Source organism: Mycolicibacterium neoaurum (assembly GCF_036946495.1).
In the GTDB taxonomy this organism is placed as follows: Bacteria; Actinomycetota; Actinomycetes; order Mycobacteriales; family Mycobacteriaceae; genus Mycobacterium; species Mycobacterium neoaurum_B.
Genome location: NZ_JAQIIX010000002.1, coordinates 2,584,558 through 2,598,714, shown reverse-complemented (window position 1 = coordinate 2,598,714; position 14,157 = coordinate 2,584,558). Strand labels below are relative to the sequence as shown.

The 14,157-nt window shown below is 67.0% G+C and carries 14 protein-coding genes; 7 read left to right on the top strand and 7 right to left on the bottom strand.

Going from position 1 to position 14,157, the window contains the following annotated elements; translation table 11 throughout:
- Nucleotides 1-5: 5 nt before the first annotated feature.
- From PGN27_RS17800 to PGN27_RS17785, 4 genes are read right to left on the bottom strand one after another with little or no spacing between them, the layout of a single operon-like run.
- A complete protein-coding gene (locus tag PGN27_RS17800) occupies nucleotides 6-1,136 on the bottom strand; it encodes a glutamate--cysteine ligase (RefSeq protein ID WP_335327312.1) in 1,131 nt (376 codons plus the stop codon).
- On the bottom strand, nucleotides 1,117-1,797 hold the full coding sequence (sodC, locus tag PGN27_RS17795) for a superoxide dismutase[Cu-Zn] (RefSeq protein ID WP_335327311.1): 681 nt from the start codon (nucleotides 1,795-1,797) through the stop codon (nucleotides 1,117-1,119). The genes PGN27_RS17800 and sodC overlap by 20 nt, the downstream gene beginning before the upstream one ends.
- A 10-nt stretch (nucleotides 1,798-1,807) precedes the next feature.
- Nucleotides 1,808-2,275, bottom strand: a complete 468-nt coding sequence (locus PGN27_RS17790; RefSeq protein ID WP_335327310.1) for a LytR C-terminal domain-containing protein — start codon at nucleotides 2,273-2,275, stop codon at nucleotides 1,808-1,810.
- An 18-nt stretch (nucleotides 2,276-2,293) separates the two neighbouring features.
- Nucleotides 2,294-2,602, bottom strand: coding sequence for a nucleoid-associated protein NapA (locus tag PGN27_RS17785; RefSeq protein WP_019513723.1), 309 nt, complete (start codon nucleotides 2,600-2,602; stop codon nucleotides 2,294-2,296).
- Nucleotides 2,603-2,729: 127 nt separating this feature from the next.
- On the opposite strand from PGN27_RS17785, the gene PGN27_RS17780 reads away from it, so the two are divergent.
- Genes PGN27_RS17780 through PGN27_RS17750 form a run of 7 tightly spaced genes read left to right on the top strand, consistent with a single transcriptional unit; the run spans nucleotide 2,730 to nucleotide 11,116 of the window.
- Nucleotides 2,730-3,323 carry a peptide deformylase gene (locus PGN27_RS17780; RefSeq protein ID WP_335327309.1) on the top strand — a complete coding sequence of 198 codons (594 nt, stop codon included), beginning with the start codon at nucleotides 2,730-2,732 and terminating at the stop codon, nucleotides 3,321-3,323.
- A 2-nt stretch (nucleotides 3,324-3,325) separates the two neighbouring features.
- Nucleotides 3,326-4,213 (top strand): N-acetylglutamate synthase, CG3035 family, encoded by an 888-nt coding sequence (locus PGN27_RS17775; protein WP_335327308.1) that lies wholly within the window; start codon nucleotides 3,326-3,328, stop codon nucleotides 4,211-4,213.
- Entirely contained in the window at nucleotides 4,206-5,618 is a 1,413-nt protein-coding gene (locus PGN27_RS17770; RefSeq protein ID WP_335327307.1) for a DUF3375 domain-containing protein, read from the top strand. Before PGN27_RS17775 ends, PGN27_RS17770 begins: the two co-directional genes overlap by 8 nt.
- Entirely contained in the window at nucleotides 5,615-6,286 is a 672-nt protein-coding gene (locus tag PGN27_RS17765; RefSeq protein WP_335327306.1) for a DUF4194 domain-containing protein, read from the top strand. Before PGN27_RS17770 ends, PGN27_RS17765 begins: the two co-directional genes overlap by 4 nt.
- Nucleotides 6,283-9,690 carry an ATP-binding protein gene (locus PGN27_RS17760; RefSeq protein WP_335327305.1) on the top strand — a complete coding sequence of 1,136 codons (3,408 nt, stop codon included), beginning with the start codon at nucleotides 6,283-6,285 and terminating at the stop codon, nucleotides 9,688-9,690. The genes PGN27_RS17765 and PGN27_RS17760 overlap by 4 nt, the downstream gene beginning before the upstream one ends.
- Nucleotides 9,690-10,457 carry an exodeoxyribonuclease III gene (locus PGN27_RS17755; RefSeq protein WP_335327304.1) on the top strand — a complete coding sequence of 256 codons (768 nt, stop codon included), beginning with the start codon at nucleotides 9,690-9,692 and terminating at the stop codon, nucleotides 10,455-10,457. The genes PGN27_RS17760 and PGN27_RS17755 overlap by 1 nt, the downstream gene beginning before the upstream one ends.
- The gene (locus PGN27_RS17750) at nucleotides 10,457-11,116 is read left to right on the top strand and encodes a hypothetical protein (protein ID WP_335328764.1); all 660 of its coding nucleotides are present in this window, start codon (nucleotides 10,457-10,459) and stop codon (nucleotides 11,114-11,116) included. The genes PGN27_RS17755 and PGN27_RS17750 overlap by 1 nt, the downstream gene beginning before the upstream one ends.
- Here the strand turns inward: PGN27_RS17750 and PGN27_RS17745 are convergent.
- The 3 genes from PGN27_RS17745 to PGN27_RS17735 are packed head-to-tail and all read right to left on the bottom strand — an operon-like array spanning nucleotide 11,091 to nucleotide 14,095.
- Nucleotides 11,091-11,732 carry a class I SAM-dependent methyltransferase gene (locus PGN27_RS17745; protein WP_335327303.1) on the bottom strand — a complete coding sequence of 214 codons (642 nt, stop codon included), beginning with the start codon at nucleotides 11,730-11,732 and terminating at the stop codon, nucleotides 11,091-11,093. The genes PGN27_RS17750 and PGN27_RS17745 overlap by 26 nt on opposite strands.
- Before the next feature lie 30 nt (nucleotides 11,733-11,762).
- The gene (locus tag PGN27_RS17740; protein ID WP_335327302.1) at nucleotides 11,763-12,800 is read right to left on the bottom strand and encodes a zinc-dependent alcohol dehydrogenase; all 1,038 of its coding nucleotides are present in this window, start codon (nucleotides 12,798-12,800) and stop codon (nucleotides 11,763-11,765) included.
- A complete protein-coding gene (locus PGN27_RS17735) occupies nucleotides 12,800-14,095 on the bottom strand; it encodes an acyl-CoA dehydrogenase family protein (RefSeq protein ID WP_335327301.1) in 1,296 nt (431 codons plus the stop codon). Before PGN27_RS17735 ends, PGN27_RS17740 begins: the two co-directional genes overlap by 1 nt.
- Between the last annotated feature and the right edge of the window lie 62 nt (nucleotides 14,096-14,157).

Genomic DNA, 14,157 nt, shown 5'->3' with positions numbered 1-14,157 from the left:
CGTGTTCACAGGTCCAACTCACCGATCAATGAGTCGACCACGGCGCGCAGGTCACCGTCGTGTTCCTCGGCCACCCGGCGCTGGCGCTGATAGGAGGCGCCATCGCGGTAGATCCGCTCGACCCGCCGTAGATCATCGGCGCAGCCCAGCGAGTCGGCGACCGGCTCCAGCCGGTTCAAAAGGTCATCGAGGTCCTCGGTGACCAGCCGCTCGTTGCTGTCGGCATCCAGGATGATCACCGCATCCAGCCCGTAACGTGCTGCCCGCCACTTGTTCTCCTGCACATGCCAGGGCGGCATGGTGGGCAGCTGGTCACCGGCATCCAGCCGACGGTCCAGATCCACGATCAGGCAATGGGTCAGCGCCACGAGTGCACCCAGCTCGGCGAGGTTGGAAACCCCATCGAAGATGCGCACCTCGATCGTGCCGAGATGCGGGGACGGCCGGATGTCCCAACGGATCTCGTTCATGTGATCGATGATGCCGGTCTTCTTCTGGTCGTGGACGAACCGTTCGAAGTGCGACCACTTCTGGAAGTGGAAGGGCAGACCCGCGGTAGGCAACTGCTGGAACATCATCGCCCGGTTGCTCGCATACCCGGTGTCCTCACCGTCCCAGAAGGGCGAGGAGGCCGACAATGCCAGCAGGTGCGGATAGTGGTTGAGCAGTGAGGTGATGATCGGCATCACCTTGTGCCCGGAAGAAATCCCGACGTGCACGTGCACGCCCCAGATCAGCATCTGGCGACCCCACCACTGGGTGCGCTTGATCAGCTCGGCGTACCGCGGCCCCTCGGTGAGCTGCTGCATCTCCCACTCGGCGAACGGGTGCGTCCCGGCGCAGAACAACTCCATCCCGCGCTGGCGAGCGATACGCCGGACCGGGACCAAGGTGTCGTGCAGATCGGTCATTGCCTCCGGCACGGTCTCGCAGATGCCGGTGACGACCTCGACGGTGTTGCGCAGCAACTCCTTGTGCACGTGCGGGGTCTCGCCGATCTCGGCGATCACCGCGGCTGCCTCGTTGGACAGGTCACGGGTCACCGGATCGACGAGCGCGAACTCCCATTCGACACCGACGGTCGGCCGGGGTGACCCGGCGAAGTCGATGCGGTTCTTACTCCGCGGAGAAGACACCGCAGGCCACTCGACCGCCCGCGTCACCGGTGGCCAGCGTCTGCTGGTCGGGGCCGGGAGTTCCATTGATCTGCTGGTACTTCTCGGGCGGGATGTTGCCGAAGTTGTCGGCCTTCTCGTGGATCACGATCGCGGTCTTGGTACCGGCCAACAGTTCCTCGGCGGTGAACGCGTCAGTGGTGGTGACCAGCTTGGCCGAACCGTCGCTACGCACCTGCAGCGAGCTCAGGTCACCGCTGGAGGGATGCCCGGAGTGGCCCTCGGCCTGGAAGTGCCCACCGGCGCTGGTGAAATCGCCCTCACACGAGCCGACCTGGTGGATGTGCAGCCCGTGGAAGCCCGGAGTCAACTCGCCGGCGGTGGTGGTCTCGACGGTCACGGTGGCGAATCCACCGGCGAAGTCGATGGTGGCCTTGGCGACGTCGGTGCCGTCGGCGGTCTTCAGCTCCGCGGTCAGCGTCTCGGCACCGGCGCCCGATCCGTGCGCCTCACCCTCGCTGTGTCCGCCGGTGGCGGGCGCGCTCGGCGACGGCGATCCGGTCCACACCGGCGGTGTGGTTCCCGGCGAAGTGGCCTCCGGCTCGTACGGTGCACAGGCGGCGGCGATCGGCACGGTCAGAGCGGCGGCGGCAAGAAGACGGATCGGAGCTGAGATCGGCATGTCCGAGAGCCTAGCCGGTGACCGCCACGATGACGCCCGGCGGTTGTTCCGTCAGTTCGGGGCGTCGCGGTTCGACCGGCGCCTGCAGCAGACGGCCGACCTCCTCGGCGGCTTCCTTCTCCCCCGGCTCACTGCCGAAGAACACCGTCGTCGCAGGTAGACCCTCCAACACGAGGTTGCCGGTCTCGGTCACGTTCCAGCCGTCCTTGCGCAGCCGGTCGGCTGCTCCCTCCGCGGCACCGGCGACCTCGGAGGTGTTGAAGACGCGCACCTCGGCATCGCGGGCCGCGGGCGTCGGTTCGGCACTGGAGGTAGGACTGCTGGTCGTCGTGGCGCTGATGGCGACCGATTCATCCGAGGCGTCGTCGTCATCGGATCCCATGTACTGGAATGCGATCAGCAGGAACGCGACACCCAGGAAAAGCAGCACCATCACCATGGCGCGCAGGGGCAGCCCGGAAGAGTCTCGCTGGTTCATCGGGGCCAGCCTAACGGCTCACGTGATGTCGAAACCGAGCCGCCGGGCGGCCTTGGCCTTCTGCCGGCTCGCGCGCACCCGGCGCAGCCGCTTGACCAGCATCGGGTCGGCGGCCAATGCCTCGGGCCGGTCGACGAGCGCGTTGAGTACCTGGTAGTACCGGGTCGCCGACATCGAGAAGAGCTCCTTGATGGCGTCTTCTTTGGACCCTGCGTACTTCCACCACTGGCGTTCGAACGCCAGAATGTCGTGTTCGCGGCGGGTCAGCCCGTCCGCAGGTTCGGAGTCGTCCCCGGATTGGCCGGTCCGCGCGATGGCGCCATCCATATCGCTGTTTGGACCCTTCCGATCACTCGCAAATGACAATGGTGTTGTTCGGCGCTCATTCAATCACGGCGCCGGAGATTGAGGCGTGATCGTTACCCGCGAGTCGGCTGACTTAAGCTTGCCAATCGTGGCTGTCGTACCGATCCGCATCGTGGGAGATCCCGTCCTGCACACTCCGACCACGCCGGTGCCCGTTGGCGCCGACGGGACCTTACCCGCCGACCTGGCGGCGCTCATCGCCGACATGTTCGACACGATGGACGCCGCCAACGGGGTTGGCCTGGCGGCCAACCAGATCGGGCGCACCGAACGGGTGTTCGTCTACGACTGTGCCGATGACCGCGGTAAGACCACCCGCCGACGGGGGGTCGTGATCAATCCGGTGCTGGAGACCTCCGAGGTCCCCGAGACCATGCCCGATCCCGACGATGACGACGAGGGGTGCCTGTCGGTGCCCGGCGAGTCCTTCCCCACCGGACGCGCGTCCTGGGCGCGGGTCACCGGTCTGGACGCCGACGGCACCGAGATCACCCTGGAGGGAACCGGGCTGTTCGCGCGGATGCTCCAGCACGAGACGGGGCACCTGGACGGTTTCACCTATCTCGACCGCCTGATCGGCCGGCACGCGCGGGCGGCGAAGCGGATGGTGAAGTCCAACAAGTGGGGGGTCCCGGGGTTGAGCTGGTTGCCCGGCGAGGATCCCGACCCCTTCGGCCACTAACCGTGCCTTTCGCGGCATCCCGCGGCAGCAGGGTATCCCTGCGTTACCGAACCTTCGATGGCCTGACCGATGTGGTCGGCCATCTGGAGGCACTCAGCCCCACCGTGATCGTCCGCCCTCGATCCGGTGACCGCGTGGAGATCGACCCAGCCGACGTGGTGTCGGTACGCGAGCTGTCCCACCGACCGGTGCGCAACTCCGAGATCCGCGCCCTTGAGCATGCTGCGGCGCTGGCCTGGCCCGGCACCGAGCAGCACTGGCAGGATGGTTGGTTGTTGCGCGCCGGCTCCGGTCACACCAGCCGCGCCAACTCGGCTGTCCCACTGCTGTTCTCGTCATCGACGGCGGCGCTGTCGGAGATCGTGTCCTGGTACGCCGGGCGCGATCTGCCACCGTGGTTGGCGCTGCCGGAACGTCTCCTGCCGATCAAGGCCCCGGGCGTCAAACCGACCCGCGTGCTGGTCCGCGATCTCTCCCCCGCGCCATCGGCGCCGGGCGTCGCTTTGGCCGCCGCGCCCGACGAGCAGTGGCTGCGGATCTATGAACGTGACGTGCCGACGGGGATCCTCACCGCCGTGATCGACGGGACGCTGGCCTTCGCCACCGTCGGTGACGCCGTCGGGCGAGGCGCGGTGACCACTGCACCGGACGGCACCCGCTGGCTCGGCGTGTCGTGCGTGCGTGTCGCGGAGTCCGCCCGCAGGCGGGGCCTGGCCCGCGAGGTCTTCACCGCCCTGTCGGCCTGGGGCGCCGACCAGGGCGCGACCCGGACATATGTGCAAGTGCTCGAGGACAACTCGCCTGCACAGGCGCTGTATGAGTCCCTGGGGTTCGAGCTACACCACCGGCATCGTTACCTGCGCGCAGATAGCCTCGTGGCCCATGCGTGAGTTACTCGATGCCAATCGCGAAGTGCAGGCGTCCCGTGCGCTGCGCCTGCTGGCCACGTCGAATCTCGCGGTCTACGCCACGCTGATGGAACGCCATCTGTTCGATGGGGTGGTCGGCGAAACCGATCTCGTCGTCCGCCTCGAGCGCGATCTGGAGACCCTGCACGAGGCAGGCGAACAGTCCGGTCTTGCCCTGATCAAGTCCTGGGCCAGCCAGGGCTGGCTGCACCGGGTCGCAGGCCAGCATGCGGGTGTGGAACGCAATGTCTGCTATCTGACCCAGGACGCGCGCCGGGCGTTGGACTTCGTGCGCGGCGTGCGCCGCAACGACACCATCGCCACCGGTGGGTCCATCCACGGGATCGCGGCCCGGCTCAAGCAGGTCGCCACCCGCGCCGGGGACGATCCCGACCGCATCCGGGCCGGTATCGAGGCCGAGATCGCCGCCCTGCACGCCGAACTCGACGAACTCGACGCGGGCACCCGCCCGGCACCCGATACCGTCGCCATGTACGACGAGGCCCGCGCCATCGCCATGCAGATGGAGCGGCTGATCACCGATATCGGTCTGTACGGCAACATGATCGAGCAAGCCACCGCCGCGCTCGACGACCCGATCGACACCAACCTCGAGTACCGCGACCGGCAGCGCCAGATGTACGCCGACTATCAGGCGGCCTGGGACTCCGCGGGGCGCGATTCGCACCGCGCATTCCTGCACATGATCAACGATCCGCAGCAGCGGGCCGAATTCGAGGCCGATATCGCCACCGTCGCTGCGCAATTGCCCGAGCTCGACCCGGCGCTGCGCAAGGTGATGGCCAACTTCTTCGAACTCGTCGGCCACCAGATCGACGAGGTGGAACGTATCCAGCAGCGCTGCGCTCAGCGGGTCAAGCGGTTCACCGCCTTCGGCACCCTGGAGCAGAGCCGCGGTGTGGCCCGCCAGCTCAACGAGGCCATCGGCGCCGCGCGCGCCCTGCTCAAGGAGTCGCTGACCGACTCCCGCCTGGACATCGAGGTGCCGTTGGCCCGGCATGCCATAAGTTCGGTCGGCGCCCTGAGCTTCCGCATCAACGACCTGTCCTCGCCGAAACCTGCCGAGATCGCCCATGGCGAAGTCGATCTGACCACATTCTCCTCGCTCACCACCCAGGTGGATGCGCCCGCGCTGACCGAGATGCTCAATTCCGCTCTGCCGGTGTCCCTTCCGGACGCGTGCGCGATGCTCGACGCCCCCTACCTCGGTCACGTCATCGTGTTGTGGTCGTGGGCGCTCAAACAACCGGCCCCCGCGGTCACCGAATCGGTGACCGTGCGCTTCCACTCGCTGGACGGGCACGACCGCGAGATGGAGGTCCCGCACCTGATGTTCACCGAACCTGTCACCGAGGTTGCCTCATGACCGACGCCACGACGTCCGCACCGGAAGTCGATTTCGCCTCCCTGCCCGACGTCGACCGAACCGGGCGCAGCACCGGAACACGCAAACCGCGTTTCGACGGTGATGTCAGCGTCCTGCCCGACCGTGCCTGCTGGGCCTTGCAGCATCTGTTGACCCGACGCTATATCAGCGCTGAGGCCGACCCCGATATCTACGCCTGGATCCTGGAGTACCGCAACGATCTGGCCGTCCGGCTCTCCGAACTCGACCTGCAACTGCAGATCTCGGCACAGGTCGACATCGCCTTCATCGAACAGGCCCGCTACGAACCGACAAGGGGCGCAAAGCTTCTACGTCGCGAACCCCTGGGTACCTACGACTCCATCCTGGCACTGCATCTGGCGCAGATGATGCGCGCCGGTGGCGATGTGAGCTTCCTGATCACCCGTGACGAGGTGCACGGCCTGTTCGCCGGGGTGCTCAACGACACCGACCGCGACACCGTCACGTTCACCGCGCGCATCGACGCCGCCATCGCCCGGCTCGCCGGACTGGACATCCTGCGCCGCACCCGCGACGACGAGGACTCCTACACCGTCAGCCCCGTCATCACCGCGATCATGACGGCCTCGGTGATCACCGAACTGCAGCAGCAGTTCGAGCAGTTGTTGAAAGGTGGTGCCGAATGAGCGAGCAGTTCCATCTGTCCCGCCTGCAGGTCATCAACTGGGGCGTCTTCGACGGCTACCACTCCATCCCGATCAACGCCGGCGGCTCGCTGATCGCCGGATCCTCGGGCAGTGGCAAATCCTCACTGCTGGATGCGATCTCACTGGGCTTCCTGCCGTTCAACCGGCGTAACTTCAACGCCTCCGGCGATAACACCGCCGCCGGCTCCAGCGCCGGGCGTCGCACCGTCGACAAGTACGTCCGGGGCGCGTGGGGTCAGCGCAGCGACGGCGGCACCAGCCAGGTGATGTATCTGCGCGGTGACGGCACCACCTGGTCGGCCGTCGCTGTCACCTATACCTCCAACACCGGGCGCACAATCACCGGCCTGGTACTGAAATGGCTTACCGGAGAATCCCGTTCGGATTCTTCGAGCCGGTTCGTGCTCGGTGACGGCGATCTGGACATCGAGGGTGTCTGCAACCGGTGGGCGGCTGGACGTTTCGACAGCAAGGTGTTCACCGACTCGCGGGGCGAGCGAAGCGACGGGACATCGTACGGTTGGCGGTTCTCCACCAAGGTCGAATCGCAGTACCTGGCCCAGCTCTACGCCGCCATCGGTATCCGGGCCTCCGAGGCGGCCCAGCAGCTGCTCGGCAAGGCCAAATCACTCAAGAGCGTCGGCGGCCTGGAACAGTTCGTCCGCGATTTCATGCTCGACGAGCCGGACAGCCTGAGCCGACTTCCCGAGGCACTCAAGCAGATCGACCCCTTGGTCGAGGCGCGTGAGTTGCTGGCAGTTGCCCAGCGCAAGCGCAAGGTGCTCGGTGACATCGAGGCGATCCAGCTGCGGTACGCCTCCGAATCCTCGGATTTGGGCATCATCGATCTGGTCGACATGCCGATGGTCCGCGCGCACACCGATCACCAGCGTCTGCAGCAGTGCCCGGCCCAGATCGAATCGCTGGACGGCACCATCGACCAGCTGGAGAACGAGTACGGCGATATCACCCGGCAGCTCAACCTCGCCAAGGCCGAGGGCGATGCCCTCAACGCGCAGATCAGTGGGGCCAGCGCCAGCATCGGTCCGCTGCAGTCCCAGGTCGCGGCCGCCGAGGCACAGGCCGAAGAGGTCTCCCGCCGGTACGCCGCCTACGCCGAGATGGTCCGCGCGCACGGTGTCGAGGTGCCCGAGACCGCCGACGAATTCTGGAATCTGCGCGAGGAGCTGTCCAAACAGGCCGCCGGGCTGGCCGTCCAGCTCGACCGCGGCCGGGAGTCCTCTACCGACGCCGAGTATGCCCAGAAGGCCGCCCGGATGGCCCGTGATCACGCGGCCAAGGAACTCAAACGCGTCGAACACGTCGGGTCGGCGCTGCCCGAGTTCGCCGTCGCCATGCGCGAACACATCTGCACCACCTTGGGTATCGACCCGTCGGCGCTGCCCTATGTCGCCGAGCTGATGGACCTGCGGCCCGAGGAGAACCGGTGGCGCGCCGCGGTCGAGAAGGTGCTGCGCTCGGTGGGGTTGCGCCTGCTGGTTCCCGATCAGCACTACGCCAAGGTGTTGCGCTTCGTCAACGAGAACAACATGCGGGGCAGGCTGGCACTGCACCAGGTGCGGGTCAACGCCCCCGACCGGCGTCCCGAGCCGAACACGGAGTCTGCGCGATCCGCCTCCGGCTCCTCGCGAACGCTGGCCGGCAAGCTGTTCGTGGTCAACCCCGGCCACCCGTGCGCCGCCGAGGCACTGGACGTGTTGGCCGCCGCCGGTGATCACATCTGCGTGGACAGCCCGGATCTGTTCGCCCGGTTCCGCCGCGCGGTCACCGACACCGGTCTGTACAAGGACTCCGACCGGTTGGCCATCAAGGACGACCGCCGACCGCTGAAACCCTCGGAGTACATCTATCAGGGCGATATCACCGCCAAACTGGACGCCCTGACCGCCGAACTGGCCGAGGCCGAAGAGGTGTTCGCCGCGGCGCGGACGGCCGCCGACGAGATCGCCGCGGGCAGGCAACACTGGCGCGATCAGGCCGCGGCCTGCAAGGCCATCTGTGAACAGTTCCCCCAGTGGAGCCATATCGACACCGAGACCGCGGACGGGCACGCCGACCGGCTGCGTGAACAGTACGAGTTGCTGCTCGCCGACAATCCCGATGTCGAGGCGCTGAGCACGCGGGCCGAGGAGTGCTGGAACGATATTCAGGTTCTGATGACCCGGCGAGGCGCCATCCAGACCCGCCGCGACGATCTCGATTCGCGTCGCACCCGGCTGCTGGATCTACAGGACCGCCTCGATCCGGCGGCGGTGTCCGAACAGGCCACCGAGCTGCTCAACCGCTACGCGGCGCAGATCCCGGTGAGCCTGGAGCTGCTCAACCCCGAGCCCTACCGAGAGGCGCTGTTCAACGCCATCCGGCGTGAGCGGGACCGACTCACCGAGAGCCGCAGGCGATCTCACGACGAGCTGGCCCGCATCATCGCCACCTACGACTCATCGTTCCCCGATGCCATACCCAATGATTCCGATGATCTCGACGAGCGGGTGCACGACTATGTCGCGGTGTGCCGCCACATCGACGAACGCGAACTCCCCGATGCCTACGAGCGGATGATGCGGCTGATCACCGAACAGGCCCCCGATGCGATCCTGACGCTGCACCGGATCGCCGAGCAGGAGGCCCGCCGCATCGCCGAGCAGATCGAGCGGGTGAACACCGGCCTGGGTGCGGTGGAGTTCAACCGGGGTACCCGGCTGACACTGCGGGCCACGCCCCGCAGTCTGACCGCGGTGACCGAGCTGACCGACATCGTCAAGGCCATCTCGCGGCGCATCGCCGAGGTCGGCCTCGGCGACAAGAAGGCAATCCTCGAGCAGTACGCCGATATCCTGCGGTTGCGGAACCGGTTGGCGGGCAACACCCCCGAAGACCGGGTGTGGACCCGTGATGCGCTCGACGTGCGCAACCGGTTCACCTTCGACTGCGCGGAGTGGGATGTGCGCACCGAAGAGCTGATCCGCACGCACAGCAACGCCGGCGACAACTCCGGCGGTGAGCAGGAGAAGCTGATGGCGTTCTGCCTCGCCGGAGCACTGAGCTTCAACCTGGCCAACCCCGACAGCGGCGACAACAAGCCGGTGTTCGCCCAGTTGATGCTCGACGAGGCGTTCTCCAAGTCCGATCCCCAGTTCGCCCAGCAGGCGCTGCAGGCGTTCCGCAAGTTCGGTTTCCAGCTCGTCATCGTGGCCACCGTGCAGAACGCCACCACCATCCAGCCCTATATCGACGGTGTGGTGATGGTGTCCAAGACAGAGGCCAGCGGCCGCAACGCCCGGCCGGTCGCGCACGTCACCACCAAGACCATCAGCGATTTCACCGCGCTCAAGCGCGAACTCAAGGTCCCGGAGCCCGTCTGATGCGCATCGCCACCTGGAACGTCAACTCGATCCGCACGCGGGTCGACCGGGTCACCGATTGGCTGGCGCGCGCCGATGTCGACGTGCTGGCCATGCAGGAGACCAAATGCAAGGACTCCCAGTTCCCGACCATGCCGTTCGCCGCGCTCGGATACGAGATCGCGCATGTGGGCCTCAACCAGTGGAACGGGGTGGCGATCGCCTCCCGCGTCGGTCTGGAGGACGTCCAGATCGGGTTCGACGGTGCACCGTCTTGGCAGGACCTCGCCGAGGCACGCGCCATCGGAGCAACCTGCGGCGGGGTGCGGGTGTGGAGCCTGTATGTGCCCAACGGCAGAACGCTGACCGACCCGCACTATCCGTACAAGTTGGAATGGCTTGCCGCCCTTCGCGATGCCGCGACATCGTGGACCGGACCGGTGGCGCTGGTGGGTGATTGGAACATCGCACCCACCGACGAGGATGTCTGGGACCCGGCGGTGTTCGAGGGTTCCACCCATGTGTCCGCACCCGAACGCGCGGCCTTCCAGGCCATCCTGGACGCCGGCTACTCCGACGTGGTGCGACCCTTCACCCCCGGCCCGGGCGTGTACACCTACTGGGATTACACACAGCTGCGCTTCCCGAAGCGTCAGGGCATGCGGATCGACTTCATTCTCGGTTCACCCGACTTCGCGCAGCGGGTGACACACGCCGAGATCGTCCGTGACGAACGAAAAGGCAAGGCACCCAGTGATCATGCGCCCGTACTCGTGGAGTTGACGTGATGGACCTGTTACCCAAGGCCGAACTTTCCGACAACGACGTCGCCGATGCGCTCGCGCGGGCGGTGGCGCTGTCGGATCTGATCCTCGATGTGCTGGCCGGGTTCGATCCGCTGGGTGTGCGCCGACATCTGGAGTTCCTCGGGCTGCCAGGTACCGAAGCCTGGCAGCAGAAGAGCCGCGACGAGCGGATCGGCTGGTGGATCTGGCGGGTCGGGGCGCTGGACACCGTGGCCGTCGCGTGGCCGGGAGCGCTGGGGGCGTTGGCCAGTCGGCTGCCGATCCAGGATCTGCTCGGGTTCGCCTCACAGACGCTGATCCTGTGCGCGGTGGCCCGCGAGTATGGGGTGACCGACCGGCGGGACACGGTGCGCATGCTGGCCTCGGTGTTGTGCGGTCGTGAGATCCCGGACCCGCCCATGCCCGACACCGACGAGCCGTGGCCGGACAACGTGGTGGCCAAGGTGTGGCATCTGGCGGGCATTCTCAACGCGATCGGCGGCGAGCTGGGCAAGCGGCCGCATCCGCGGGCGGTGTTCCGCTATATCGGAATGCTCCCCGTCGTCGGCGCGGTCGCCGCCTATCTCGGCGAGTACGGGGCCCTGCACCGGGCGGCCAAGGCCGGCAAGAAGTGGCTCACGAAGGCTTCAGACCCACGGTGATCAGATCCGAGATCGGCGTCCACACCGGCCGCCGGACCCGGTGCTGATCGGCGATCTCGAAACCGGCGTCGGCGAACAGGGTGCGCATCGCATCGGGGGTCGGCGCGTGCGCGGGTGCGCCGAGACCCGCCGACAGCGCGTGCAGCGGCGGGAAGGATTGCCGCGGGCTCATGGTGGTGACGGCCACCATGCCGCCGGAGCGCAGCACTCGGTGGAATTCGCGCAGCGCGGCGGGCTGGTCGAAGAAGTGGAAGGCCGAGGTGGTGACGACGGCGTCGAGGAATCCATCTTCGAAGGGCAGTTGCTCGGCGGGTGCGGTCTTCCAGCGGATGCGGTCGGAGCGCTTGCGTGCCTGGGCCAGCATGCCGTCGGACATGTCCAGTCCGTAGACCTCATCGGGGCGCAGTTCACGCTGGATGCGGTCGGCCAGGATGCCGGTTCCGCACGCGATATCGGCGATCTGGGTCGCTCCCCGCTGCCGCAGCTGCTCGATGACCTCGTCCTGGGCGGGCTTGTAGACGAACCGCTGCAGGCAGGCCGTGTCATAGGCCGGCGCGGCGAAGCTCCAGAACTTGGTGATCGCATCGTTGAAGGCGCGGCGCTGGATGGTGGTCATCGGCCCGAGTGTAGGGGTCGCGGTCCCGCTTCACGGACTGTCGTCGACGTCGATCACCACCCGGATCGGGTTACGGCTGCGATCGCGCAGGGTCGCCAGGCCCTCCTGATAGTCGTCGAGCGGCACGCGATGGCTGATGGTCCCCGCGATGCGCAGCGTGCCGTTGCCCACCAGCTCGATCAGGTCATCGAGGTCGGCGGGCACGTAACCGTAGGATCCACGCAGCGCCCACTCGTTGGCGACGAACGTCGAGACCGACATGCCGCCGCCGAGCTTGTCGGTTCCGATTCCCATCACCGAACACAGCCCGCCCGGCCGTAGGCTGCGCACCGCCTGTTCGACCGTATCGGCCCGCCCGACGAACTCGAAACTGGCGTCGACACCGCCGGTTTCGGCGTGAATCTGCCGACTCGGCAGGCCCGCCCTGGCATCGATGACGACATCCACCCCGAACGTGGCAGCCCGCTGCAGGGCAGCGTCGTAGGTGTCGACACCGATCACCCGGGCACCCACCACCTGTTTGAGGATCATGACCGCGTGGATGCCGAGTCCGCCGAGTCCGAATACCGCCACCGTGTCACCCGCGCGCACCCCGGCGGTCCGGATGGCATGGAACGGCCCGGCCACCGCATCGGCCATGATCGCGGCGGTGGCGAAGTCGATCGACTCCGGTATCCGGTGGACGTTGCTTGCCGGTACCACCACGTAGTCGGCCGCCGCGCCCGCGCGCGCAACTCCGAGCACGATGTTGTCGGGACACTGATTGGTCCGTCCCGCGCGGCAGGCCCGGCACGTCCCACAGACCACGATGGGATTGACCAGCACACGGTCCCCCGGTGCGACCTGCACAGAGACCCCGGGCCCCACCTTGTCGATGACGCCGGACGCCTCGTGGCCGAGGATCAGCGGGATTTCGGGCACCGGAATATCGCCGTCGATGAGATGCAGGTCCGAACCGCACACCCCGCAGGCGCGCACCGCCACCCGCACCTCGCCGGGCCCCGGTTCGGGAATCGCGATATCGACAAGTCGCGGGGCTCCTGCCGCGTCCATCACCGCCGCGCGCATCACAGGTCGGCCGCCGCCGCCTCGAGCCGCGCAGCGAGGTGCGCGCGTGCAGCATCGCGCAGGGTCGGCAGGTGACCCGAGCCGAACTTCGGCTCCCCCGGGACCACGTCGCGCAACAGGCTCTTGGCCAAGGTCCACTTGTGCACCTCGGTCGGCCCGTCGGCCACCGCCATCACCTGCGCTTCGACCATCATGGCCGAGAACGGCATCTCGTTGGAGATACCGAGTGCGCCGTGCAACTGCATGGCCCGCTGCACCACATCGTGGAAGACCCGCGGCATGGCGACCTTCACCGCGGCGATGTCCTTGCGGACGGCCCGGTAGTCGTCGTGCTTGTCGATCAACCACGCGGTCCGCAGCAGCAGTAGCCGGAATTGTTCGATGTCGATCCAGCTGTCGGCGATCTTCTCCTGGGTGGCCTGCAGGTCGGCAAGCCGACCGTGCCGGGTGGTGCGTGACGCGGCACGTTCCAGCATCAGATCGAAAGCCTTGCGGACCTGCGCGATGGTGCGCATGCCGTGGTGGATGCGTCCGCCTCCCAACCGAGTCTGGGCGATCTCGAAGGCCGCACCCCGCGTGCCGAGCAGGTGATCGGCGGGCACCCGGACATCGCGATACCGCAGGTAGGCGTGGCTGGAACGGTCCGCGCCCTCGGTACCGACCCCGGCGTCGCGGATGATCTCCACCCCGGGGGTATCGGCGGGCACGATGAACATCGACATCGTGTGGTGCCGGTCGGGACCGTCATCGGTCACCGCCATCACCAACAGGAAGCTGGCGTACCGCGCGTTGGAGGAGAACCACTTCTCGCCGTTGATCACCCAATGGTCACCGTCGAGAACCGCGCGGGTGGTGAACAGGGTCGGATCGGCGCCGGCCAGGGGTTCGGTCATCGAGTAGCAGGACGAGATCTCCCCGTCGAGCAAGGGCTGCAGATAGCGGGCCTTCTGCTCTGCGGTGCCGTACTTGGCGAGGATCTCGGCGTTTCCCGAATCTGGCGCCTGGCAACCGAAGACCGATGGCGCCCAGCGCGAACGACCCAGGATCTCGTTGAGCAGTGCCAGCTTGACCTGGCCGTAGCCCTGTCCGCCGTGTTCGGGGGTCAGATGACAGGCCCAGAGTCGTTGTGCGCGAACTTCTTCCTTCAACGGTGCGATCAGCCGCATGGCCTGCGCGTCGCTCTTGTCATACGGATCGCCGAGCACATGGTCCAGCGGCTCCACCTCCGAGCGCACGAAGGCGTCCGCCCAGTCGAGTTTCGCCTGAAACTCCGGCTCCGTCGAGAAGTCCCACATCAGCTACACTCCAATACAGTTGCATTAAACTTCGATGCGACTGTATCGCTTCGAGGAAGGTG

Bases quoted from the DNA above. Each gene is read 5' to 3' on its own strand.
- sodC (WP_335327311.1), bottom strand. From the start codon at position 1,797: ATGCCGATCTCAGCTCCGATCCGTCTTCTTGCCGCCGCCGCTCTGACC.
- PGN27_RS17790 (WP_335327310.1), bottom strand. From the start codon at position 2,275: ATGAACCAGCGAGACTCTTCCGGGCTGCCCCTGCGCGCCATGGTGATG.
- PGN27_RS17785 (WP_019513723.1), bottom strand. From the start codon at position 2,602: ATGGATGGCGCCATCGCGCGGACCGGCCAATCCGGGGACGACTCCGAA.
- PGN27_RS17770 (WP_335327307.1), top strand. From the start codon at position 4,206: ATGCGTGAGTTACTCGATGCCAATCGCGAAGTGCAGGCGTCCCGTGCG.
- PGN27_RS17765 (WP_335327306.1), top strand. From the start codon at position 5,615: ATGACCGACGCCACGACGTCCGCACCGGAAGTCGATTTCGCCTCCCTG.
- PGN27_RS17760 (WP_335327305.1), top strand. From the start codon at position 6,283: ATGAGCGAGCAGTTCCATCTGTCCCGCCTGCAGGTCATCAACTGGGGC.
- PGN27_RS17755 (WP_335327304.1), top strand. From the start codon at position 9,690: ATGCGCATCGCCACCTGGAACGTCAACTCGATCCGCACGCGGGTCGAC.
- PGN27_RS17750 (WP_335328764.1), top strand. From the start codon at position 10,457: ATGGACCTGTTACCCAAGGCCGAACTTTCCGACAACGACGTCGCCGAT.
- PGN27_RS17745 (WP_335327303.1), bottom strand. From the start codon at position 11,732: ATGACCACCATCCAGCGCCGCGCCTTCAACGATGCGATCACCAAGTTC.
- PGN27_RS17740 (WP_335327302.1), bottom strand. From the start codon at position 12,800: ATGCGCGCGGCGGTGATGGACGCGGCAGGAGCCCCGCGACTTGTCGAT.
- PGN27_RS17735 (WP_335327301.1), bottom strand. From the start codon at position 14,095: ATGTGGGACTTCTCGACGGAGCCGGAGTTTCAGGCGAAACTCGACTGG.